The sequence below is a fragment of the Mesorhizobium sp. RCAM 05099 genome (assembly GCF_059683685.1).
The window spans coordinates 5,410,684-5,431,296 of the sequence record NZ_CM185035.1 but is presented as its reverse complement, the minus strand read 5'-3'; the positions used below and the strand labels follow the sequence as shown (position 1 = coordinate 5,431,296).

Genomic DNA, 20,613 nt, shown 5'->3' with positions numbered 1-20,613 from the left:
CGCCGTGACCTGACCCACTGCAGACAGCCAGACTAGTTCTGTGCAAGAGTCGACTGAAAGTCCTTGGTAGTGTTGCGATTGGGATACGGCTGGTCCGGTACGGGCACGCCAAGATGCAGGCACAGCGGCTCCCACCCGTCGCCCAGATTGTGGACCAGCAGCCGGCCCGGCGGCACTGTCGCGATGACCGCCCTTACATTGGCTTCGTATACGGCCATGGCATTGGCGCGATCGTGCGGCCGGCTGTCGAAGACTTGCCTGGAGATCAAGGCAAGACCCAGCGATTCCTGATCCGTGCTCTGGCTGATGCCCTGCAGGATCGTCTTCTCGAAGCTTTCCCACCAGCTTTCCGGCGATCGGTATGTCAGGATAACCCGGGCGTCCGGATAGAACTCAATCAGGTCACGCCAATAATGCGCCGAAGGCCAGTCGATGCAGGACGCGTAGCCCGCAAACAGCTGGTTCCAGTCTGGTGCCGCGCCCTTCGCCAGCGCACGCCAAAGCCGCTTCTGGTCTTCATTGGCCATGACTTCGAACATGTGGTGACAGGGGCCGAAACCCAGGATCGTCAGCGCCTCGCGCATCGAATCCGTTCCTGTTCGGCCAAAGCCCGTTCCGATTACCCTTATCGCCATTCTCCCCCCTGATTCAGGCCCACAGCCGTAACATCAGTAGCTTGCGAGCATCGTCCCTGGCGATAAGCCAAATACCGCCGCCGTTGCCGCAAGGGTCGGAAGCTTTGGAATATTAGCTGCGAAAGATATGCCTGTCTTGCGCATAGTTCGGTCGGCTGTTGCGGGCGCACCTGCGACCCTCACACGCTGTCGCCGGTGATGTCCGCTTCTGCAAAAGCGTCTCCAGGCAGGTGGCGCCGTGGCTTGCCATAGCGGCAGACGGCCAGTTTCTATTCGCGTGAGCAAACGGCAGTTCTCGTATCCACCAAAGAAAAAGGCGCGGATTGGCCCGCGCCTTTCCATGGTCAGTCTTCCAAAACTCAGTCCTTCTCGAAGATGCGTGCCTTGGCGACGACGCCGGCAATGGCGCCGCCGATCAACGGGGCAACGATGAACAGCCAGAGCTGGCCGATCGCGGCACCTCCGGAAAACAGTGCCGGGCCGATCGACCGTGCCGGATTGACCGATGTGCCGGTCACCGGGATCATGGCGAAGTGAATTCCCGCCAGCGTCAGGCCGATGACCAGTCCGGCAAACGCCGTCGAGTGTTTTTCGGCCGTGACGCCGAGGATCACGGTGACGAAGGTGAAGGTGCCGATCAGTTCCCACAGGAACGCCGAGCTGACACCCCATTTCGTCTCGTCCCAGCCATTGGCGCCGAAGCCGCCGGTGTGTCCCCCGGCCTGACCGGAGACGATGATCCACAATGCCAGCGAGGCGAGGATGGCGCCGATGATCTGCGCGATCCAGTAGGGAATGACGTCCTTGGCCGGCAGCCGGCCGGCAAGGAAGACACCGAGCGTCACCGCCGGATTAAGATGTGCACCCGAGATGGGTCCGATCGCATAGGCCGCCGCGATAAGGCCGATGCCGAACGCCAGACCGATGCCTTCCTGGCCGAGCGGCAGCGCGCCGCCGAACCCGCCCGTCACCACCGACGCCGTACCGATGAACACCAATAGAAATGTGCCTAGAACTTCCGCCAGATAAGTCTTCATTGCCCTCTCCTCGTATCGATCCGCTGGCCTGCTTTTTCGCGCCGCGAATCATGCCGGCAAGAGTATTCCCAACGGAAAATCTTGGAAAGCAGAGCGGTTGCGCCATAAGCCGTGCTTGCAGTCGCCAGTTGCGAACATTAGAGAACTGTCATCTGTTGATCGATCTGCTGTTACCAGCCACGGATATTTACTGGTCGCGTCGATTCGCTGGCCTCAGTCAGGATTGCCGTCGTGGGACGGAAGCGGGGTTCAATCCAGGCGCGAAAGGCTCTAAGAGCAGGCCGAGAGATATGTGCTCGATTTGATGGAATGACGGATGCGACTGGGCGGACGGCTGGCTGCGGCCATCGAAGTTCTTGAAGACATTGGCCGGCGCCACCGGCCGGTGGCGGACGCGCTGAAGGACTGGGGCCTGTCGCATCGCTTCGCCGGTGGCGGTGATCGCGCGGCCATCGGCAACATCGTCTATGACGCGTTGCGCCACAAGCGTTCCGCCGGCTGGCTGCTGGGCGAGGACACGCCGCGCGCCATCGGTTTCGGCGCGCTGTTGCTCGAATGGGGCCAGACGGCGCAGTCCCTGAACGATGCGCTTGAAGGCGACAAGTTCGCGCCGCCGCTTCTGACCGCGGCTGAACTTCAGGCAATCGCCGGGCGCCGGCTTGCCGATGCGCCGGACGCGGTGCGCGCGGATGTTCCCGACTGGTGCGCGCCGCTTTTCGAGCAAGCCTTCGGCGCCAGCTGGGTCGACGAGGGCGCGGCGCTGGCGACACGCCCGCCGCTCGACCTCAGGGTCAACACCTTGCAGGCCAATCGCGACAAGGTGCTGGCGGAACTGTCGGGAACCGGCGCGAAACCTGCCGCCATCGCGCCGCACGGCATCCGCATCCCGCCGATCGATGGTGACGGCAGGCACCCGAACGTGCAGGCCGAGCCGGCCTTCCAGAAAGGCTGGTTCGAGGTCCAGGACGAAGGCTCGCAGGTGGCGGCCGCCCTTGCCGGCGCCGAAGCCGGCATGCAGGTGCTCGATTTCTGCGCTGGCGCCGGCGGCAAGACGCTGGCGTTGTCGGCGGCGATGGAAAATCGCGGCCAGGTCTTTGCCCACGATGCCGAAAAGGCGCGGCTGGCGCCGATCTTCGACCGCATCCGCCGTTCGGAAAACCGCAATGTGCAGGTGGTCACCAAGCCTTCGGAGCTCGCGCCGCTCTCCAACCACATGGACATCGTTCTCGTCGACGCGCCTTGCACCGGCAGTGGCACCGGCGGCGCCGTCCCGACGCCAAATGGCGGCTGACGCAAAGGCAGCTCGACGCCCGCAAGGGCGAGCAGTCGGCGATCCTTGACGCGGCCAAAGCCTATGTCAAACCCGGCGGCCGGCTGGTCTACATCACCTGCTCGGTGTTCGACGAGGAGAATGGCGGCCAGATCGCGGCGTTCCGGGATCGCAACAGCGGCTTCGTGCCGGTCGATCACCGCAAGCTCTGGGACAGCCGTTTTCCAGGCCATGAGGCGGCAGCGCGCATTGGCGCCGCCGGCGATATCTCGCTGTCGCCGGCGCTGAGCGGCACGGACGGGTTTTACTTCTGCGCCATGCGCCGGGCGAACTGACGCTGCCGTTGACGGGTGGCGACAACGCCCCAGTTTGCAGATGCGCGCCTCATGCCGCCATCGGGGGAAATCCTTGCAAAGATACCTGACGCTTCTGCTCTTCCTCATCCTGGTGCTGGGTGGAGGCCTGCTGATCGGCTACGCAACGCTGCCGGGCGCCTGGTATGCATCGCTGGCCAAGCCGCCCTTCAATCCGCCCAACTGGATCTTCGGGCCTGCCTGGACGCTGCTCTATGCACTGATCGCCGTGGCCGGCTGGCGGACATGGCTGCGGGAGCCGGCAGGAACCGCGATGAAGATCTGGCGCGTCCAGCTGGCGCTGAATTTTCTATGGTCGCCGACCTTCTTCGGCGCCAGGATGATTGGTCCTGCCCTGGTCGTCATTGTGCTTCTTCTCGGCAGCATTGTACTGTTCATTGCCAGGGTCTGGAACCGCGACCGGCTTTCCGGCTGGCTTTTCGCGCCATATGCGGCATGGGTGGCATTCGCCACTTTGCTCAACGCATCGCTTCTCTGGTTGAACTAGCATATCTCCGCGATCGTTTTGTTGCAGTGCAGCAAAAGCATTTGCCTGCCGCCCGTGCCTCTGCAATAAGCTTATCCGCATAAAGGAAGGCAACGGCCATGGCAGCAAAGATCGTACCCGCCCCGGACTATGAAGACCGCGTCAGGACATCCTTCGCGCGCCAGAAGGCAATGGCGACAATCGGCGCCGAGCTGACCCTGGTGACGCCCGGCATCATCGAGATCGAGATGCCCTATTCGGCGGCACTGACACAGCAGCACGGCTTCCTTCACGCCGGCGTCATCTCGACGGCGCTGGACTCTGCCTGCGGCTATGCCGCGTTCTCGCTGATGCCGGAAAGCTCCAGCGTGCTGACCATCGAGTTCAAGGTCAATCTCCTGGCGCCGGGCAGGGGCGAGCGCTTTCTGTTTCGCGGCTCGGTGACCAAGCCCGGTCGTACCATCATCGTCGCCGATGGCCAGGCCTATGCCTTCGCCACCGATGGCGAGGCGAAGCTGATCGCCACCATGACCGGCACGATGATGACCGTGGTCGGGCGTGATGGCATCGAAGGGTGAGGAGCGGTCCGCGTGGCGGACGAAAAACCCCTGAATGGGCTTTTCGAGCGACGAACGCCCGGAGCTATAGCGGAGGGCCGGAGGCCGGTGAGGGCACATCCCCTTTCTTACCTTCCGGCGCAGGGTTTGGCGCCAGCAGGAGCAGATCACCGTGACCGGCAAGCTGACTAGACTATCGGGCAAGGATGTCCTCTTCGTCATGGCCGCGCAGGCGGAATACGGACCGCACCTCAGGCGGCTGTTCATGCCACTGATGACGGGCGTCGGGCCGGTCGAGGCCGGCGTCAGGCTCGGTGCCGAGCTCTCCTGGCTGAAATCGCGGGAGACTCTGCCGGACCTCGTCGTATCGCTCGGCTCGGCCGGCAGCCGGACGCTGGAGCAGACGGAAATCTATCAGGCCATCTCGGTCGGCTATCGCGACATCGACGCCTCGCCGCTCGGTTTCGAGAAGGGCGCGACGCCCTTCCTCGACCTGCCGGTGACGGTGCCGCTGCCGTTACGCATTCCAGGCATAAGGGAGGCTACGCTGTCGACCGGAGGCGCGATCATCACCGGCGCCGCCTATGACGCAATCGCGGCTGACATGGTCGACATGGAGACCTTCGCCTGCTTGCGCGCCTGCCAGCGGTTCGACATCCCGCTGATCGGGCTGCGCGGCATTTCCGATGGCGCCGCCGACCTGCGGCATGTCAATGACTGGACAGAATATCTGCACGTCATCGACGAGAAACTGGCCGGAGCGGTCGGGCTGCTGGAACAGGCGATCGGCGATGGCCTGCTGGACGCCTGACCGAAAATCGGATCAAGCGGCCAAGCGCGCGGGATCGCCGAAATCGATGCGCGAAATGCGCCCGCGCACGGCGCCGTTCGCATCGACATAGTCGATTGCTCCCGGCGAATGATCGAGTTTCCACGAGCCGGTGGGGCCGTCCTTCCACTCGACCTTGTAGCCGTCGTCGAGCAGCGTCCAAAGTCCATGGAAAAGGGTACCGTCCGGCAGCAGCATATGCGCCCGGTTCTCGTTTTCGTAGTGGATGAACGCATCCTTGCCGCCCATGTCGATGACATGCGTGGTGCCGATCATGATAATGGCGAGCGTATTCTTGTCGAGAATTGTCATGGTCTCTGTCCGCGTGCTTGAGTTGGAAAGGCCTCGACGGGTCGAATATCGTCAAGTATCTTGACTATATGGAGTCTGGATAAAATGGTCAAGAAGCTTGACGAAAAAACCGAAGCACTGCCGGATCACGTCGGCTGGCGGCTATGGCAGGCAAGCCGTGCCTGGCAGGCCGAATTCGTCGCCGCGATGCGGGCCGCCGGTCATGGCTGGTTCACCGAAGCGCGCGCCGGACTGATCGGGCATATCGAAAGGAGCGGCATGCGCCAGTCGGCTTTGATCGAACGTTCGGCAATATCCAAGCAGGCGATCCAGCAACTGCTCGATGGCCTCGAGGCGGAAGGCATCGTCGAGCGCCTGCCCGATCCGCAAGATGGCCGCGGCAAGCTGGTGCGCTATACGCGCAAGGGGCTGGCCGCCCTGCGCGATGGCGATCGGGTCAAGATGGAGATTGAACGGCGCTATGTTGATCGCATTGGCGAGGAGCGGTTCACGGCGCTGATGGGCGCTTTGCGGGCGCTCGCGGCCGGAAAGGTTGCGGCAATGGATGAAGACGCTGGCGTTGCAGGTGAAGTCGTGGAATCGAAGTGACAGCAAGGCCTCGCAACCCATTGCGCCGACTCATTTCTTTCTCTAAACGCTCGCCATGAAAACAGCCAATCATCCCGACACCGTCCTGATTGTCGATTTCGGCAGCCAGTTTACCCAGCTCATCGCCCGCCGCATCCGCGAGGCGGGTGTGTTTTCCGAGATCGTGCCGTTCCAGTCGGCCGAAGCGGCGTTCAAACGCATCAATCCCAAGGCCGTCATCCTGTCCGGCGGTCCCGCCTCTACGTCGGATATAGGCAGCCCGCGCGCGCCGCAGATCGTCTTCGACGCCGGCGTGCCAGTGCTCGGCATCTGCTATGGCCAGATGGCCATGTGCGTGCAGATGGGTGGTGTCGCCGAAAGCTCGGACCATCGCGAGTTCGGCCGCGCCTTCGTCGAGATCGAGAAGGACAGTCCGCTGTTCGAGGGCCTGTGGGCGACCGGCCAGCGCCACCAGGTGTGGATGAGCCACGGCGATCGCGTCATCTCCCTGCCCAAGGGATTCGAAGTGTTCGGCAAGTCGGAAGGCTCGCCCTTCGCCATCTTCGGCAATATCGATCGCAAGATGTACGGCATCATGTTCCACCCCGAGGTGGTGCATACGCCCGATGGTGCCCGGCTGCTGCGCAACTTCGTCCACAACATCGCTGGCATCGAGGGCGACTGGACGATGCGCGCCTACCGCGAGCACGCGGTCGAGGCGATCCGCAAGCAGGTCGGCAAGGGCAAGGTCATCTGCGCGCTGTCGGGTGGGGTGGACTCGTCGGTCGCCGCGCTTCTGATCCATGAAGCGGTGGGCGACCAGCTCACCTGCATCCTCGTCGACCACGGGCTGATGCGCAAGGATGAGGCCGCGGGTGTGGTGGCGATGTTCCGCCAGCACTACAATCTGCCGCTGATCCTGGTCGATGCCGCCGACAAATTCATCTCGGCGCTGGAAGGCGAGGCCGACCCGGAGAAGAAGCGCAAGACCATCGGCCGGCTGTTCATCGAGGTGTTCGAGGAAGAGGCGAAGAAACTTGGCGGCGCGGACTTCCCGGCACAAGGGACGCTCTATCCCGACGTCATCGAAAGCGTCTCCTTCACCGGCGGTCCGTCGGTCACGATCAAGTCGCACCATAATGTCGGGGGGCTGCCCGCGCGCATGAACATGCAGCTTGTCGAGCCACTGCGCGAACTGTTCAAGGACGAGGTGAGGGCGCTCGGCAAGGAGCTTGGCCTGCCCGAGAGCTTCATCGGCCGCCATCCGTTCCCCGGTCCTGGTCTCGCCATCCGCTGCCCGGGCGGCATCACCCGCGAAAAGCTGGAAATCCTGCGCGAGGCCGACGCCATCTACCTCGACGAAATCCGCAAGGCCGGTCTCTACGACGCCATCTGGCAGGCCTTCGCCGTGCTGCTGCCGGTGCAGACCGTCGGCGTCATGGGCGACGGCCGCACCTACGAATTCGTTTGCGCGCTACGCGCCGTCACCTCGGTCGACGGCATGACGGCGGATTTCTACCACTATGACATGGCCTTCTTGGGCGCGGCTGCCACCCGCATCATCAACGAAGTGCGCGGCATCAACCGCGTCGTCTACGACGTCACCTCGAAGCCGCCCGGCACCATCGAGTGGGAATGATTCAATCCGGCCGATGATGTCGGCCCGGCATCGATCGACAGCTTCGTTCCGCGAGATCGTTCGCTCTCTCCATCTGAAATCCGCGTGATGATCAGGGAGAAGGTCGCTACTTTGCCTACCATTCGCCTGGACCTTCGTCTCATACTGTTCACGATGGTGCGAAAGAGTGAACTTCAGGATGTCACAAGTGATTTGCGGGAATTGTAGGGTTTTCCCTGGCGGAGTTCTTATGCATGCTTATGCGTTCACGATAGCCCTTGGGTGAAATGTTGTTCCAGCGCCGGAAGAACATCCGAAAATTCTTGGTATCGGAAAATCCGAGCAGATCGCCGATGTCTGCAACCGAAAAGCCGCCGGCCTCGAGGTACTTCTTGGCGAGTTCGCTGCGGACCTGGTCGGAGATGGCGGAGAACGTCGTACCCTGCTCGGCCAGGCGCCGCCGCAGGGTTCGGGACGTTATCGCCAGCCGGTCGGCGACCCACTCCATAGTGGTGACGGGAGCGGGGCTTTCCATGATCAGCCGAGCAACCTGTCCGGCGAGTCCGCCGCCATATTCGACAGCGCCGATCAGACCCTCGCAGGTTTCCCGCAGCATGGCGTGCGTGACAGGATTGGTCATCGGCGGCCGGTCGTCCAGGATCGACATGTCGTAAACGATAGCGGTCGAGGATTTGCCGAAGCGAACCTCGCAGCCCAGTTCCTGCTCGAAGATTTCGGGCCTGACCGGTTTTTCGAACGCCACGTCGATCCAGATGGGCTCGCGCTCGACATGCGCGATGTCGTGGACATGGGTCACGTGCTGGCCCAGCTGCTGAGCCAGCAGGAAACGGCGCACTGGCAGTGAGTAACCCAGCCGTCCTTCGTCGGGAAAGGTCCAGACGAAATGCCCTGCGTCGATGTGCCAGGCGATCGAGAACATTGGCGTCGCAAGCAAATGGTAACGGACAGCAAAATCGAAGCCCGCGCGAACCGTTGCGCTCGAAAGCAATGCAAATCCGTAAAGGCCATAGGCGGACAGGTGGATGGATTTGCCGACGCGCAGCGGCAGAAGCAGGTCGTCGCAGCGCCGGATGACGTTCTCGCAGGCGATGAGATACTGCCGAACGGAGCTATGGACCTTGCCGTCGTCGAGCATGTCCTCCCGCAAGTCAGTCCCCTTCAGGACTTCCGTTGCGGTCAGCCCAAACTCCTTCGCTCCCTGGACGAGGGCAAACAGCTTGTAAGGCGCAAAGACCGGATTGGCCACTGGAGTCCTCCCTCGGCGACGATAGCCAACAGACGAGTCTTTTAACAGCTATTTGTCCCCTAAACACCCTGTCCGTGTCCTCTCGGCGCCTCCCTGCTGGATCAACTCCGACGCAGACTAGGAGCGCTAAAACAGGGGAGGAGAACCCAAATGCGCAGTTTGCTTAACGCATGGCGCGTCGCGTTGTGCGGCGTCGCTTCTATTGCGATGGGATTCATCGCGACACAGGCAACAGCTCAGGATTCGAAACAATACAAGGTGTTTCTGAGCATGAGTTATGTCGGCAACGACTGGCAGGCCGAAGCTCAGAACATGGTCACCGCCATGGCCAAGGCCCACGCCGACAAGGTCGATCTGCGGATCCAGGTCGCCGGGCCGGTGGCCCAGAAGCAGATCCAGCAGATCAACGCGATGGTGCAGGCGGGCGCCAACGCCATCATCGTGTATCCGATCTCGCCGACCGCGCTAAATCCGGCGATCAAGAACGCATGCGACAAGGGCGTCGTGGTGTTCGCCTACGACAGCTCCGTCACTGAGCCATGCGCATACAATGTCGTCACCGACCAGACCGAGCTCGCCAACAAGAGCGCGCAGTGGGTCGCCGACAAGATGGATCACAAGGGCAATCTGATCTTCGTGACCGGCGTGCCCGGTACGTCGGTGGATACCGACCGCAACAAGGCCGCCCGCGCGGTGTTCGCGAAATATCCGGATATCAAGATCGTCGCCGAGCCGAACGGCATGTGGTCCCAGGCGGTCGCGCGCAAGGCCGTCAGCGAGGCCATGGCGACCATGAGCTGGGACGATATCCAGGGAGCGTGGGGGGCGGCGGCCTGCATCCAGATCTGGACCCTGCAGATGGAGGCCAACAGCAAGGCGCTCATCCCGTGCGGCACCGAAGGCAGCAACGGCATGCGTGTCATGATGCTTCCCAAGGGCAGCATCGCGGACGCGACAGGAGCCTATTCGCCTCAGGGAGCGCCGGGCATTTCGCTCGAGAGCCACCCAGGCGCCGGCGCCATGGCCCTGAAGCTCGCGATGGACGTTCTCGAGGGCAAGAAAGTCGACAAACTCACGATGATGCCCCTGGAGGCCATCACCGCGGACAATGCGAAGCTCTGTCAGACAGGCAGTTTCGACGAACTGTCGAAAGGCTGCAATGTCTTCGATCCCGGCCTGGTTCCTTCGGGATGGTTCGCGAACATCCTGAACCCGGCCACACCCGAAGTCGGGTTCCAAGCGGCATTGGTGGGACAGCCCGAAACCAACTGACAGGCCGACACGGGTGGCGCCTCACGGCGCCACCCGCTCCCGCTCAGTCTCAATTCCGGGTGCCGCTGCGATGTCCGACGCTGTCCGTCTCGACGGGGTTACGAAAACCTATGGATCGACGACGGCCCTGGCCGACGTCAGCCTCGCGTTCGAAGCCGGAGCCGTTCATGCGCTGCTGGGCGAAAACGGCGCCGGCAAGTCGACGCTTGTCAAGATTCTCAGCGGCCTTGCTCGCCCGGATCGCGGGACAGTAACCCTGTTCGACCAGCAGGTCGTATTCGCCGATCGGTCCAGTTCCAGCGCTCTCGGCATCGAAACGGCATTCCAGGAGATTCCGCTGGTTCCCGACCTGAGTGTTGCCGACAATCTTCTGCTGCCCAACCAGCCGCGGCACTTCGGGTTTCTGCTCGACCGAAAGGCCGCTCGCGACCAGGTCGCCGCCATCGGAAGAGAGTTCGAGATCGAAGATATCGATCCGCGCACACCGGTGCGGGAACTGGACCTTTCCCTGCGCCAGAAGGTCGAAATCACGCGGGCGATTGCCCGCAAGCCCCGCCTGCTGATCCTCGACGAGCCTACGGCGGCGCTTTCGAAGGCCGATGTGGAATGGCTTGGGCGCCGAATCCAGGCCCTCAAGACGGCCGGCACGACGGTCATTCTCGTCACGCATCGCATGCCGGAAGTTCATGAGTTCTGCAGCCGCATGGCCATTTTGCGCAATGGGCGCCATGTGGGAGGCTTCGCGGTCGGCGAGATCAGCGACGAAGCGGTGTTCAAGCACATTATGGGCCGGTCCGTTCAGGTAACCTTCCCAGCCCGAAATGCGTCGCCCTCCCCCGCGCAACCGCTGCTTTCCGCGAGAGACCTCAGGGCGGGACGTCAGCTGGAGTCCGTCACGCTTCACGTCCGGCCAGGTGAAATCGTAGGCGTGGCGGCGCTACAGGGGATGGGGCAGCTGGAACTGTTCAACGCTCTTTTTGGCGCTGAGCGGGTGCTGAGCGGAACCATATTGATCAACGGGCAACAGGCGCATTTCGCCAGTCCGTCCGATGCAATCGACGTCGGCATCGGCTACGTCCCGGAAGACCGGAAAATCCAGGGACTCGCCCTCCATCGGAGCGGCACCGAAAACGCATCGATCCCGATCGTCTCCGAATTTTCGCGACTGGGCGTCGTCGATACAGCCACCGAAAGAGCTCGCGTCGATGACGCGTTTTGCGCCGTCAACCTGCATCCTCGGGCGCTCCACCAGACCGCCGCGGAATTCAGCGGCGGCAACCAGCAGAAGATGGTGCTGGCCAAATGGCTGCTCACAAATTGCCGCATACTGCTGGCATTCGATCCCACGCGCGGCGTCGACGTCGGCACCAAGCATGAGATCTACGGCATCCTGCGGCACTTTGCGGAGGGCGGCGGCGGCGTCCTGCTTCACTCCACGGAGGTGCCGGAACTAGTCGGCCTGTGCGACCACGTAGCCGTTCTGTATCGCGGCCGGATTGCCGCCGATCTTGCACATGGCGAGGCAACCGAAGAGACCGTTGGCGCCTGGATGCTGGGCTCCGGTGAACACGCGCGGGCAGTCGCATGACTTTGCGCGGCTCCAACGATTTGCTGCGGTTCGTGCGTCGCAACGATGGGATGCTGATAGCCCTGGCGACGCTGGCATGCGTCTTCGGCGTCCTCAATCTGAACCTGCAGCAGACGTTCAGCTACTACGACGTGAGCAACACCTTCTCGAGCACCGCCACCTTGGCGCTGGCGGCTATGGGAGCGACAATCGTCGTCCTCATTCGTGGCCTTGACCTGTCGGTCGGCGCGGTTATCTCCCTGTCGAACTGCCTTGCCGCCGCCAATATGGGCGACAGCTCCCTGTCGATGATCGGCTGGAGCCTGGCCGGGGTTCTGGCCGGCACAGCCACTGGCCTGTTCAATGCGGTCTTCATCGTCCTGTTCCGGCTGCCTTCGATAATCGTGACGCTTGCCACGATGTTCATCGTCGAAGGGCTGACGCTGCTTGTCCTCGAGCAGCCTGGCGGTGCCGTTCCGACAGCCTTCTCGAATTTCTTCATCGGTGACGCCATTCCGGGGTTTGTCCAGGCACCGGCGGTTGTCATCCTGCTCGCGCTGGCCGTCTGGGCGCTGCTTCGCAACACGCGTCTGGGCACCTACATCTATGCGGTTGGCAGCGATCCGGACGCGGCACGATCGAAGGGCGTGCCGGTTTCGCTGACCCGGATGCTGGTCTATGTCATCGCGGGCACGTTTTATGGGGCGGCGGGCGTTTTCCTCACCGCCCAGACAGGGTCGGGGGATCCGACTGTCGGGCCTCCGATGCTGCTTCCGGTCTTTGTGGCCGTCGTGCTGGGCGGGACCTCGTTCGCCGGCGGGCGAGGCGGCTGCGTCGGAACGGTCCTCGGCGCCTTCACTGTCATGCTGATCGTCAATCTGCTGCTGGTGTTCAACGTACCCACCTTCTACGCGACGATCGTGGAAGGAGGATTGCTTATCGTGGCCGTGCTCGCCAATTCGGTGCCACGGATCCGGGAGGTCATCGCGACAGCCTGGATTGTTGTTCAGAAACGACGCGCCGGCCTGCCACGCTTCGATCGTCCCGTCGTAGCTTCTTCCACGCAAATGCGAAACGATGAAACACTGCCCGCCAACCCGGTGGCGCGGTGGTTGCGATGGAACCGTTCGGCGTTGCGATTCACGGTGCCACCTATCTTGGCCTGGCCGTCCTGCTTCTGGTTACCGCGGCCATGTTTCACGGTCGGCTGAGCGTGGAAATCTATGTGAACACGCTTCTCGTGTTGGGCTCTTTCCTGGCCGTTCTTGGATTGGGCCAAGGCACCGTTGTCATCAGTGGCGGGCTCGATCTCTCGGTCCCGGCCATGATCACTTTCTGCGGGGTGCTGCTTTGCGAGTGGAACGCGCCCGGCTCGAGTTCGATCACACTATTGGTCGGGGTTGCGCTTCTCGGCGCCCTCATCGGGTCCGTCAGCGGCATCGGCGTCGGAATCCTTGGGATTCATCCCCTCATCATGACGCTTGCCATGAACGGCATCATCGATGGCGCCACGCTTGTGATGACCGACGGCACGCCGCGCGGTGTACCGCCGGGTGTCGTAAGCTGGTTCATGACCGGCAAGATCCTTGGGCTTACGCCCGTGGTGTACGGACTGATGCTGTTTGTCATTTGCGCCACGTTTCTGCTCGGGCGCACCGTCTATGCCAGGCGCCTCTATCTGGTCGGCAGCAGCCCGCTTGTCGCCAGGTTTTCAGGGGTGAGCGTTGGCAGGGTCCAGATTGCGGCCTATAGCTTGAGCGGCCTATGCTCGGCTGTCGTCGGCGTCATGCTCGCCGGCTTCAGCGGACAGGCCTTCATCGACATGGGCACGCCATATCTCCTGCCCTCGATCGCCGTGATCGTGATCGGCGGTGTCGCGATGAGCGGCGGGCGGGGGACTTACCTTGGCATTTTTGGCGGAGCGTTGCTGCTGACCGCCCTGACGATCGTCCTGCAGGGCATGCTCCTGCCAGTCGCCATTCGGAATGTGATCTTCGGGCTGGTGATCCTGGGTGCGGTCATCGGCCTGCGCGAAAACCAGGCGTGAACCATCCAACAGGAGGAGGACAGTATGCTCAAGCAGGTCAGGCGGATCGTCACGGCGGACGACGCGAGCGGCAAATCGGAGGTTCTTTTCGACGGGATCGCCGATCATACGATCACGGTGCTCACTGAACTTTGGCGGACCGAGCCCGGACGGCACGATCACAAGACCCCCGAGGATCTTGCAAGACGATCGCGCGGTATCGAGCCGCCGCCGGGCGGTACCGTCTTCCGATACTTCCAGATCGCGCCAGAATCCGAATCCGCCCATTTGTCACCGGCCGAACGAGAAAAGGCGGCTCGGGACTGGTTCGCGGCGATGGGCTCGGCTCACCTCCAGCCGGACACCTCGCGGCATGAAACCATGCATCGCTCACCAACCACCGACTACATCGTGCTGCTGTCCGGCCAGATCACGCTCGTGCTGGACAAGGAAGAGCGCGACCTCAAGCCATTCGACGTGGTCGTCCAGCGCGGCACCAACCATGCCTGGGTCAATCGCGGCACCGAGGACGCGCTTCTTCTGGCCGTGCTCGTCGACGCCCAATACGAACGCTGAGAAGGGGACGCAGCCGTGAATGCTGACGAGATCCGCCATATCGCCGTTGTTGGTACGGGGACCATCGGCATCAGCTGGGCGGCCCTGTTTCTGGCCAACGGTTTCGACGTGACGGCAACGGATGTGCGTCCGGAAGCGGAGGCCGCGTTGCGCTCCGGAGTAAACCAGACCCTGCCGTCGCTCGATCGTGGCGGCAAGGCGTCTCGCAAGGGCGTGCTCCGCTTTTCCGCAAGCTTGGAAGACTGTTGTCGTGATGCGGATTTCGTGCAGGAAAACGCCATCGAGCGCGAACCTGAGAAGGTCGTTCTGCTCTCGCAGATCGACGCGGTCGTCAGACCTGACGTCGTGATCGCATCCAGCACCTCGGCGATATCCATCACGGCCATACAAAACGCCTGCACGCGGCCGCAGCGCGTCGTTCTAGGCCATCCCTTCAATCCACCCCACCTCATCCCCCTGGTGGAACTTGCCGGCGGCGAGCAGACCGAGGAGTGGGCCATCGACCTTGCCGAGCGTTTGTACAGCCGGCTGGGCAAGGCAACGATACGGCTCAACAGGGAGATCTACGGTCACGTCGCCAACCGGCTTCAGGCGGCGATTTTTCGCGAGGCGATCCATCTGCTTGAGAGTGGCGTGGCGTCGGCCGAAGACATCGACAGGGCGGTCACGGAAGGGCCAGGTTTGCGGTGGGCGCTGATGGGTCCGTTCCTCACCTACCACCTTGCCGGCGGGCGAAACGGCATTCGCGGCTTCATGCAGCAGTTCGCTCCCCTTCAGCAGCGCCTGTGGGCGGAACTTGGCGAGCCGATCCTCGACCTCGCCCTGCAGGCCCTCGTTGTGGAAGCGGTGGACAAAGCGGTGGCGGGACGAAACGTCGCGGAAATTGCCGCGGACCGCGATCGACGATTGCAAGCGCTCCTGATCGCGCGGTCGACCCCACAAGCGGAGGGAATCGGGTCATGACGTCGCCGAAGGTTATCATCAGTTGCGCGATCACCGGAGCCATCCACACACCGAGCATGTCGCCATACCTGCCGATCACGCCGGACCAGATCGCCGCATCGGCCATCGAAGCGGCGGAGGCCGGGGCGGCTATCCTTCATCTTCATGCGCGCGACCCTGAAACGGGTCGACCCACCCCGGACCCGGACGTCTACGCGAAGTTCCTGCCCCGGATCCACGAAACGACGGACGCGGTCATCAACCTTACCACCGGTGGCGGACTGACCATGACCGTCGACCAACGGCTCGAGGCCCCGCTGCGTTTCAGGCCGGAAATGTGTTCCTTGAACATGGGTTCGATGAATTTCGGAATTTTCCCGCTCGCCGAACGCCGGCACCCCTGGCTGCATGATTGGGAGCAGCCCTACCTGCGCGGTACGCAGGACTTTATCTTTCGCAACACGTTCAGGGATATAGAACGCATCATAGAACTCCTCGGCAAGGAGCATGGCACGCGTTTCGAACACGAATGCTATGACGTGGGACACCTTTATAACCTCGCCCACTTCGTCGATCGCAAGCTGGTGGAGCCGCCTTTTCTGCTACAGACCATTTTTGGCGTGCTGGGCGGAATCGGCGCGGAATGGGAGAATCTCGCGTTCATGAAGGCGACGGCAGACCGCCTCTTCGGCGAAGCCTGCCAATGGTCGGTCCTGGCGGCGGGCCGAAGCCAGATTCCTTTCGCGACCGAAGCGGCGATGCGGGGCGGCCATGTCCGTGTCGGCCTCGAGGACAGCCTCTACATCGAGCGAGGTCAACTCGCCCTCTCCAACGCACAGCAGGTGACCAAGATCCGGACGATCATCGAAAACCTTGGTTTGCCGGTCGCGACGCCGGGCGAAGCCAGGGACCTTCTCAAGCTCAAGGGCAGGGACCGGGTCGCGATCCAGGGCGGTGCCTGAGACAAAGCCATTTCCGCAACGGACGGTCGCAAAATCGAGCCTGCCTGGCGCGGTCACGGGACCACGCATCGACAAGGTGATCGCGGCATATTGCGATGTCCGCTTCCAGCTTTGGCATGGCGGGTTGCTGGTATCGCTGATACTGGTAGCTACCGAATAGAACGCAGGCCTCCGCCGATGACATCCGATTCCGAGAAGGCCGATGCGGTCGAGCAATTGCTCGATACCCCCGACCTTGCCAGCGCGCTGGAAAGCGAACAATTCAAGAAGTTCCTCGACCAGGTGCCGATTGCCATTGCCGTCTCGGACCTGGGCGCCAAGGAGCGCGTTGTCTATGCCAATCCGGAATTCGAGAAACTGTCGGGTTTGAAGGCGGCAAAGCTTGCTCGCGAACATTGGGGGGCCCTTTCAGGAACCGGCCTGCATCGGCAGCAAGATCGTCCACTGTTCGACGCAGTGGTCCAAGAAACAGATTTCGTCGGCACGTTCCGGCTAGACCGGGCCGAGGGGAAACCTGCGATCGTCGACGTCTATTCGAATGTCATCGAGAACGACAACGGCGAGGTCTGCTTCCGGCTGGTAGCGATGGTCGATGTCTCACAGCATGGCGAGACCGAGGATGCGCAGTCCGTGGAAGAGCGCGTCCGAGAAAAGGACACGCTGCTGCGCGAGTTGCAGCATCGGGTGAAGAACAATCTACAAATGATCACTGCCCTGATCCGCCTCGAAACGCGCAACGCGACCGAGCCGGATCAAAAGCGTTTCGAGCGGCTGGCGGGCCGCGTGGACGCCCTGGCGATCCTCTACCAGACACTGTCAGGTGACGATCACAAGGACGAGGTCGATCTCGGCGTGTATCTCAGCCAGATCGCGTCCGCCGTGATGAACTCGCATGCGGTCGAAGGCATTCGCCTTGACATGAAAGTCGATACCTATCCGGTCTCGATCAATGTCGCGATGCCGACAGGGCTGGTGGTGAATGAATTGCTGACCAACGCGCTAAAGCACGCCTTTCGCGGGCGCGAGGGCGGCACCATCACCCTGCACAGCACTGTTGCTGGCGACGGCTGCCGCATCATCGTAGCCGACGACGGCATCGGCCTGCCGGAAGGCGAGACATGGCCCAAGCGCGGGAAGCTGGGCGCGCTCATCGCGCATTCGCTGACGGAGAACGCCAAGGCCGAATTCGATGTCAGTTCAAGCGCAGGCGAAGGCACGAAGGTGACGATCATGTTCCGGCGTTCCGTTGCCGCGACTGTCTGACGGTCGGCGGTAACGGCGGCAGCCAGTCGGCCCGAAATGTTCTCCAGGATCGGCCGCGTTTGGTTTGACCAGGGATTCGACACGGTAACCGAAAGTGCCGGCGAGTGGCGATGTCTTGGCCATGTGCATCGAACCCTCTCGAATAAATGTGCGTCCGAAATGTTTCCCCCCTTTGGCTCGTTGGCGCTTTGCGGGCTGATCCGGCACGAATGGACGACCGTGCGCCGTCACGAGCCGGGATGAGCCTTTGTGCCAGCATGCCATTCGTGGGCTGTCCGGATGGCAGGACTGGCAATGGAACTCATTCGGCGCTGAGAGATTTCCTGTCATCGAAATGCATGAGGTTATCTCTGATGTTAACGGACAAAGAGACCCGATTTCTAGAAGCAGGCTTGCTGCTGGCAGTGCCTGTCTGTGTCGCTATCACCGCCTTGCTCGCCCTCTTCACGCTGGGGGCATAGACGGATGTCTGCAATTGGTCGTCGTCGCGATTGCGAGGTTCGGCAACATCGGGAAGGAGGCCGGCCACAATGAACCGGTTTCTTTTCGTGACAGCCGATTTTCTGTCTCGTCCGCCAGGCTTCTACGTCATGATTGTCGCGATGGCGGCGTGTACCGCTCTGGTGCCGTTCGGGTTAACGAATGTAATCACCTATGCGCTGTCGGTAGCGGCCATCGTGATTACAGGCGTGGTCCTTATCCAGGGGTACCGAGACACCGCGGCCATCCATGCGAAGCTTGATGAGCTCATAGTCGCTCTCAACGAAGCCAGAAACGACGTGGTCGGTCTGGAGCACGCCGATCCGAAGGAGATCCGGGCAAAGTTGGACAGGCTAGAAAAAGAGGCGGCGGAGGCAAGCGCCTTGATGCCGGACGCGCGACTTGGCGCCCCTCCGACCCCAGCGTCATAATTCCCGATCGCTTCGTCCGTCAGGTGCCTGCGGACGACGCCAGGTATCGTGCCGTGGTGCGTTGAGGAAAGAACGGGCGGCTTAAGCCTGCAACTCCACGGTACCGACAATGGCTGGGGCGAAAAATCACTAGGAGCGCGTCGTCTACGCATGGATGTATGGAACATTTTTGCCCGTTCGGAATTCATGAGGTCTTCTGGCCGATGGAGTTTTCATGACCCAACGACGTGTCGATAGAGAACGGTTGGAACGAGCCGATCGCGAGTCAAAACTGGCGATCGAGGCAGAGCGTGAGATTCGCAACGCCAAAACGGCGCGGCTGCGGGAGCAGCGGCTTTCGGCGGAAGCATCCGCCGGCAACCCGCGTACTGATAAACCCGACAATAGGCCGCGTGCCCACCGGTCTGTTTGATGCATGATCATTCCATGCCGTCGCCATCGCCGCAGTGCGCAAGGCACAGACAATGCGGCGGCAGGGCTTGGCCCGGCGAAGGCAAATGCAGCACCGCTGCAGCCGCTACTATTGCAGACATGGGTTTCCCGCCAGCCTACGCGGCGCGGCCGTAATCCTGTAGGCAAGACGGCATGGCTCGCCGCTCAATCCACCATCTCTCGGAACATTAGTGAGACGAAAGGGTTGGTCCTTGCGACAGGCGATTCTCCCTCGTTTCGCCTGCCGAAGATCGGGTCCAAAAACCTAGGTCGACCCGCCGCTGCCGTGAATGGGGCGGCGGGTGTTTTTGACGATGCGTCATCGATCGCTTCCTGGACCGTACAATCTCTGCTTCCGCATAGTTTATACCTTGCGCGCGATATTTGCGTAACCATTCGAGTTGAACGAGGCCGGCTGCGAGATCGGGCAAGGCTACCATTTCGGCAAGGCAATGCCTGCCATCGAGGCCTCAACATTTGGCCCTCAAACGTGGCGGCAAGGGAACGCTGCGGGTCGCCTGACCTGGCCGGAGCGGTACCCCGCAAGATTTGTCATCATGGGGCCGTGGAACGCTCTCCCCACGGGCTACGGGAAAGGCACGAGCCAGCTCGGATCGGGCCGCAAGACCAGATCGGCCGCTTCCGCCAGAGGCGGAGGTTTCCCTTGAGATGTCAAGCAAGGCTCATATTAACACCGGCCTGGAACCTTTGATCCATGAGCGTCTTTGTGTGCATGTCTCAAACCGTTGAACCACCGATATTGCCAGAGGGCAGCCCCGATCGAGAGGTCAACTGTGAAGTCGCCCTGGAAACCGCGTTCGCGGAATTGGTGACCGCTTCAGAAGCCCAGGGGTGGAAGCCCCAGGAAACTGCTGCAACTCTGCTGAAGATCGCAACGGAGCATGCCCAGCGGGTTACTGCCATGGTTGCGGCTGCTGGTGAGTCGAAAAGCAAGCCATGAGGCTTGCGAAGGGCGTTGCGTCTAGCAAGGGTTCAGAAGGTCGGCACCGCGCGGATTGCAGCGTGCCGGCATAGCTGGTTAAGCCAGCCCCACCCGCCAATGGTGCCATTGTTGGAACTGTGGTCTCTTCCCACGCTGCGTACCGTCGTCCACTACGCCGAAATTCCGTCAATAGTCTCCACTTAGCCGGCGACAGAATCGATGAAACAAAGGCGAGCTTTGGAGGTCGCGCGCCCCCCGAATGAGGAGAAGCACCAAAACCAAAATGACCAATGCAAATACGAGCCCGACAACCAGCGCCATTTCGAATTTCTCACTTGGACGGTTGCTGCGGTCTTGGCCGGAAGGACGTCAGACAAAACGCGATCTGCCACGAGTTTCGTCTGACGTTTGGCTCAGAATGGCGCAGTCACATTGCCGAGTTCCGGGTGGGCCTTACCAACCTTGCCGGCCATACCAGTCATCGATATCCCGACGCACTCGATCCTTTTCGATGCCGTAGCGTTCCTGGATCTTGCCTTCGAGCTGTTCGCGTTTGCCGGCGATGCGATCAAGGTCGTCGTCAGTGAGTTTGCCCCACTGTTCCTTGACCTTGCCCTTGACCTGCTTCCAGTTTCCTTCGACGCGGTTCCAGTCCATGGCGTATCGCCTCCTTGGTTTCACACAAGGCGAAACGTCGTCCGGCGATGGAGGTTCCAGGGAGGGTTTTCTGTTCGCTTGACGCGCCCCGGCGCCGAGGAAGGTTGGCGCCAGTCCGCGCGGAAGCACT

The 20,613-nt window shown here is 61.9% G+C and carries 21 protein-coding genes and 3 pseudogenes; 19 read left to right on the top strand and 5 right to left on the bottom strand.

The genetic code is table 11. The features are described 5' to 3' along the window. Positions 1 to 32: 32 nt before the first annotated feature. Both AC56QQ_RS26835 and AC56QQ_RS26830 read right to left on the bottom strand, forming a co-directional pair. A complete protein-coding gene (locus AC56QQ_RS26835; protein ID WP_497124013.1) occupies positions 33 to 584 on the bottom strand; it encodes a sulfotransferase family protein in 552 nt (183 codons plus the stop codon). A 410-nt stretch (positions 585 to 994) separates the two neighbouring features. Continuing rightward, on the bottom strand, positions 995 to 1,672 hold the full coding sequence (locus tag AC56QQ_RS26830; protein WP_489860017.1) for an MIP family channel protein: 678 nt from the start codon (positions 1,670 to 1,672) through the stop codon (positions 995 to 997). 316 nt (positions 1,673 to 1,988) lie between these two features. Between AC56QQ_RS26830 and AC56QQ_RS26825 the strand changes: the two are divergent. The 4 genes and pseudogenes from AC56QQ_RS26825 to AC56QQ_RS26810 all read left to right on the top strand — a co-directional run bounded on the left by AC56QQ_RS26825 (position 1,989) and on the right by AC56QQ_RS26810 (position 5,150). Further along, positions 1,989 to 3,277: pseudogene (locus AC56QQ_RS26825) on the top strand (RsmB/NOP family class I SAM-dependent RNA methyltransferase). A 73-nt stretch (positions 3,278 to 3,350) separates the two neighbouring features. After that, a complete protein-coding gene (locus tag AC56QQ_RS26820; RefSeq protein ID WP_497124012.1) occupies positions 3,351 to 3,803 on the top strand; it encodes a TspO/MBR family protein in 453 nt (150 codons plus the stop codon). Positions 3,804 to 3,901: 98 nt separating this feature from the next. Continuing rightward, the gene (locus AC56QQ_RS26815) at positions 3,902 to 4,360 is read left to right on the top strand and encodes a PaaI family thioesterase (protein ID WP_091583902.1); all 459 of its coding nucleotides are present in this window, start codon (positions 3,902 to 3,904) and stop codon (positions 4,358 to 4,360) included. 199 nt (positions 4,361 to 4,559) lie between these two features. Next, the gene (locus AC56QQ_RS26810) at positions 4,560 to 5,150 is read left to right on the top strand and encodes a 5'-methylthioadenosine/S-adenosylhomocysteine nucleosidase (protein WP_489863647.1); all 591 of its coding nucleotides are present in this window, start codon (positions 4,560 to 4,562) and stop codon (positions 5,148 to 5,150) included. 12 nt (positions 5,151 to 5,162) lie between these two features. Here the strand turns inward: AC56QQ_RS26810 and AC56QQ_RS26805 are convergent, their stop codons facing one another. After that, the gene (locus AC56QQ_RS26805; RefSeq protein ID WP_489860020.1) at positions 5,163 to 5,480 is read right to left on the bottom strand and encodes a hypothetical protein; all 318 of its coding nucleotides are present in this window, start codon (positions 5,478 to 5,480) and stop codon (positions 5,163 to 5,165) included. 84 nt (positions 5,481 to 5,564) lie between these two features. Here AC56QQ_RS26805 and AC56QQ_RS26800 point away from each other — a divergent pair, with 84 nt between their 5' ends. The 3 genes and pseudogenes from AC56QQ_RS26800 to AC56QQ_RS26790 all read left to right on the top strand — a co-directional run. Further along, the gene (locus AC56QQ_RS26800; protein WP_497124011.1) at positions 5,565 to 6,068 is read left to right on the top strand and encodes a MarR family winged helix-turn-helix transcriptional regulator; all 504 of its coding nucleotides are present in this window, start codon (positions 5,565 to 5,567) and stop codon (positions 6,066 to 6,068) included. A 55-nt stretch (positions 6,069 to 6,123) separates the two neighbouring features. Then, on the top strand, positions 6,124 to 7,686 hold the full coding sequence (guaA, locus tag AC56QQ_RS26795; protein WP_497124010.1) for a glutamine-hydrolyzing GMP synthase: 1,563 nt from the start codon (positions 6,124 to 6,126) through the stop codon (positions 7,684 to 7,686). A 3-nt stretch (positions 7,687 to 7,689) separates the two neighbouring features. Next, a pseudogene (locus AC56QQ_RS26790) lies at positions 7,690 to 7,878 on the top strand (tyrosine-type recombinase/integrase); the annotation flags it as partial. Here the strand turns inward: AC56QQ_RS26790 and AC56QQ_RS26785 are convergent. Beyond that, positions 7,868 to 8,821: an AraC family transcriptional regulator gene (locus AC56QQ_RS26785; protein WP_489863648.1), complete on the bottom strand. Its 954-nt coding sequence runs from the start codon at positions 8,819 to 8,821 to the stop codon at positions 7,868 to 7,870. The pseudogene AC56QQ_RS26790 and the gene AC56QQ_RS26785 overlap by 11 nt on opposite strands. Before the next feature lie 261 nt (positions 8,822 to 9,082). On the opposite strand from AC56QQ_RS26785, the gene AC56QQ_RS26780 reads away from it, so the two are divergent. The 12 genes and pseudogenes from AC56QQ_RS26780 to AC56QQ_RS26725 all read left to right on the top strand — a co-directional run bounded on the left by AC56QQ_RS26780 (position 9,083) and on the right by AC56QQ_RS26725 (position 19,844). Continuing rightward, entirely contained in the window at positions 9,083 to 10,204 is a 1,122-nt protein-coding gene (locus AC56QQ_RS26780; protein WP_497124009.1) for a sugar ABC transporter substrate-binding protein, read from the top strand. A 70-nt stretch (positions 10,205 to 10,274) separates the two neighbouring features. Beyond that, a pseudogene (locus AC56QQ_RS26775) lies at positions 10,275 to 10,727 on the top strand (ATP-binding cassette domain-containing protein); the annotation flags it as partial. A 180-nt stretch (positions 10,728 to 10,907) separates the two neighbouring features. Beyond that, positions 10,908 to 11,792, top strand: a complete 885-nt coding sequence (locus tag AC56QQ_RS26770; RefSeq protein ID WP_497129136.1) for an ATP-binding cassette domain-containing protein — start codon at positions 10,908 to 10,910, stop codon at positions 11,790 to 11,792. Further along, a complete protein-coding gene (locus AC56QQ_RS26765) occupies positions 11,789 to 12,982 on the top strand; it encodes an ABC transporter permease (protein ID WP_497124008.1) in 1,194 nt (397 codons plus the stop codon). The genes AC56QQ_RS26770 and AC56QQ_RS26765 overlap by 4 nt, the downstream gene beginning before the upstream one ends. A gap of 14 nt (positions 12,983 to 12,996) precedes the next feature. Further along, entirely contained in the window at positions 12,997 to 13,818 is an 822-nt protein-coding gene (locus tag AC56QQ_RS26760) for an ABC transporter permease (protein ID WP_497124007.1), read from the top strand. Between the two features lie 24 nt (positions 13,819 to 13,842). After that, entirely contained in the window at positions 13,843 to 14,373 is a 531-nt protein-coding gene (locus AC56QQ_RS26755) for a cupin domain-containing protein (RefSeq protein ID WP_497124006.1), read from the top strand. Between the two features lie 15 nt (positions 14,374 to 14,388). Then, positions 14,389 to 15,336: a 3-hydroxyacyl-CoA dehydrogenase NAD-binding domain-containing protein gene (locus AC56QQ_RS26750; RefSeq protein WP_489860027.1), complete on the top strand. Its 948-nt coding sequence runs from the start codon at positions 14,389 to 14,391 to the stop codon at positions 15,334 to 15,336. Further along, entirely contained in the window at positions 15,333 to 16,277 is a 945-nt protein-coding gene (gene kce / locus AC56QQ_RS26745) for a 3,5-dioxohexanoate:acetyl-CoA acetone transferase (protein WP_497124005.1), read from the top strand. Before AC56QQ_RS26750 ends, kce begins: the two co-directional genes overlap by 4 nt. Before the next feature lie 177 nt (positions 16,278 to 16,454). Further along, on the top strand, positions 16,455 to 17,540 hold the full coding sequence (locus AC56QQ_RS26740; protein WP_497124004.1) for a sensor histidine kinase: 1,086 nt from the start codon (positions 16,455 to 16,457) through the stop codon (positions 17,538 to 17,540). 530 nt (positions 17,541 to 18,070) lie between these two features. Then, positions 18,071 to 18,451 (top strand): low affinity iron permease family protein, encoded by a 381-nt coding sequence (locus tag AC56QQ_RS26735; RefSeq protein ID WP_489860029.1) that lies wholly within the window; start codon positions 18,071 to 18,073, stop codon positions 18,449 to 18,451. 214 nt (positions 18,452 to 18,665) lie between these two features. Continuing rightward, positions 18,666 to 18,863: a hypothetical protein gene (locus tag AC56QQ_RS26730; protein WP_497124003.1), complete on the top strand. Its 198-nt coding sequence runs from the start codon at positions 18,666 to 18,668 to the stop codon at positions 18,861 to 18,863. Positions 18,864 to 19,598: 735 nt separating this feature from the next. Then, on the top strand, positions 19,599 to 19,844 hold the full coding sequence (locus AC56QQ_RS26725; RefSeq protein ID WP_497124002.1) for a hypothetical protein: 246 nt from the start codon (positions 19,599 to 19,601) through the stop codon (positions 19,842 to 19,844). 435 nt (positions 19,845 to 20,279) lie between these two features. Here the strand turns inward: AC56QQ_RS26725 and AC56QQ_RS26720 are convergent, their stop codons facing one another. Beyond that, positions 20,280 to 20,483, bottom strand: a complete 204-nt coding sequence (locus AC56QQ_RS26720; RefSeq protein WP_489860032.1) for a CsbD family protein — start codon at positions 20,481 to 20,483, stop codon at positions 20,280 to 20,282. Positions 20,484 to 20,613: the final 130 nt, after the last annotated feature.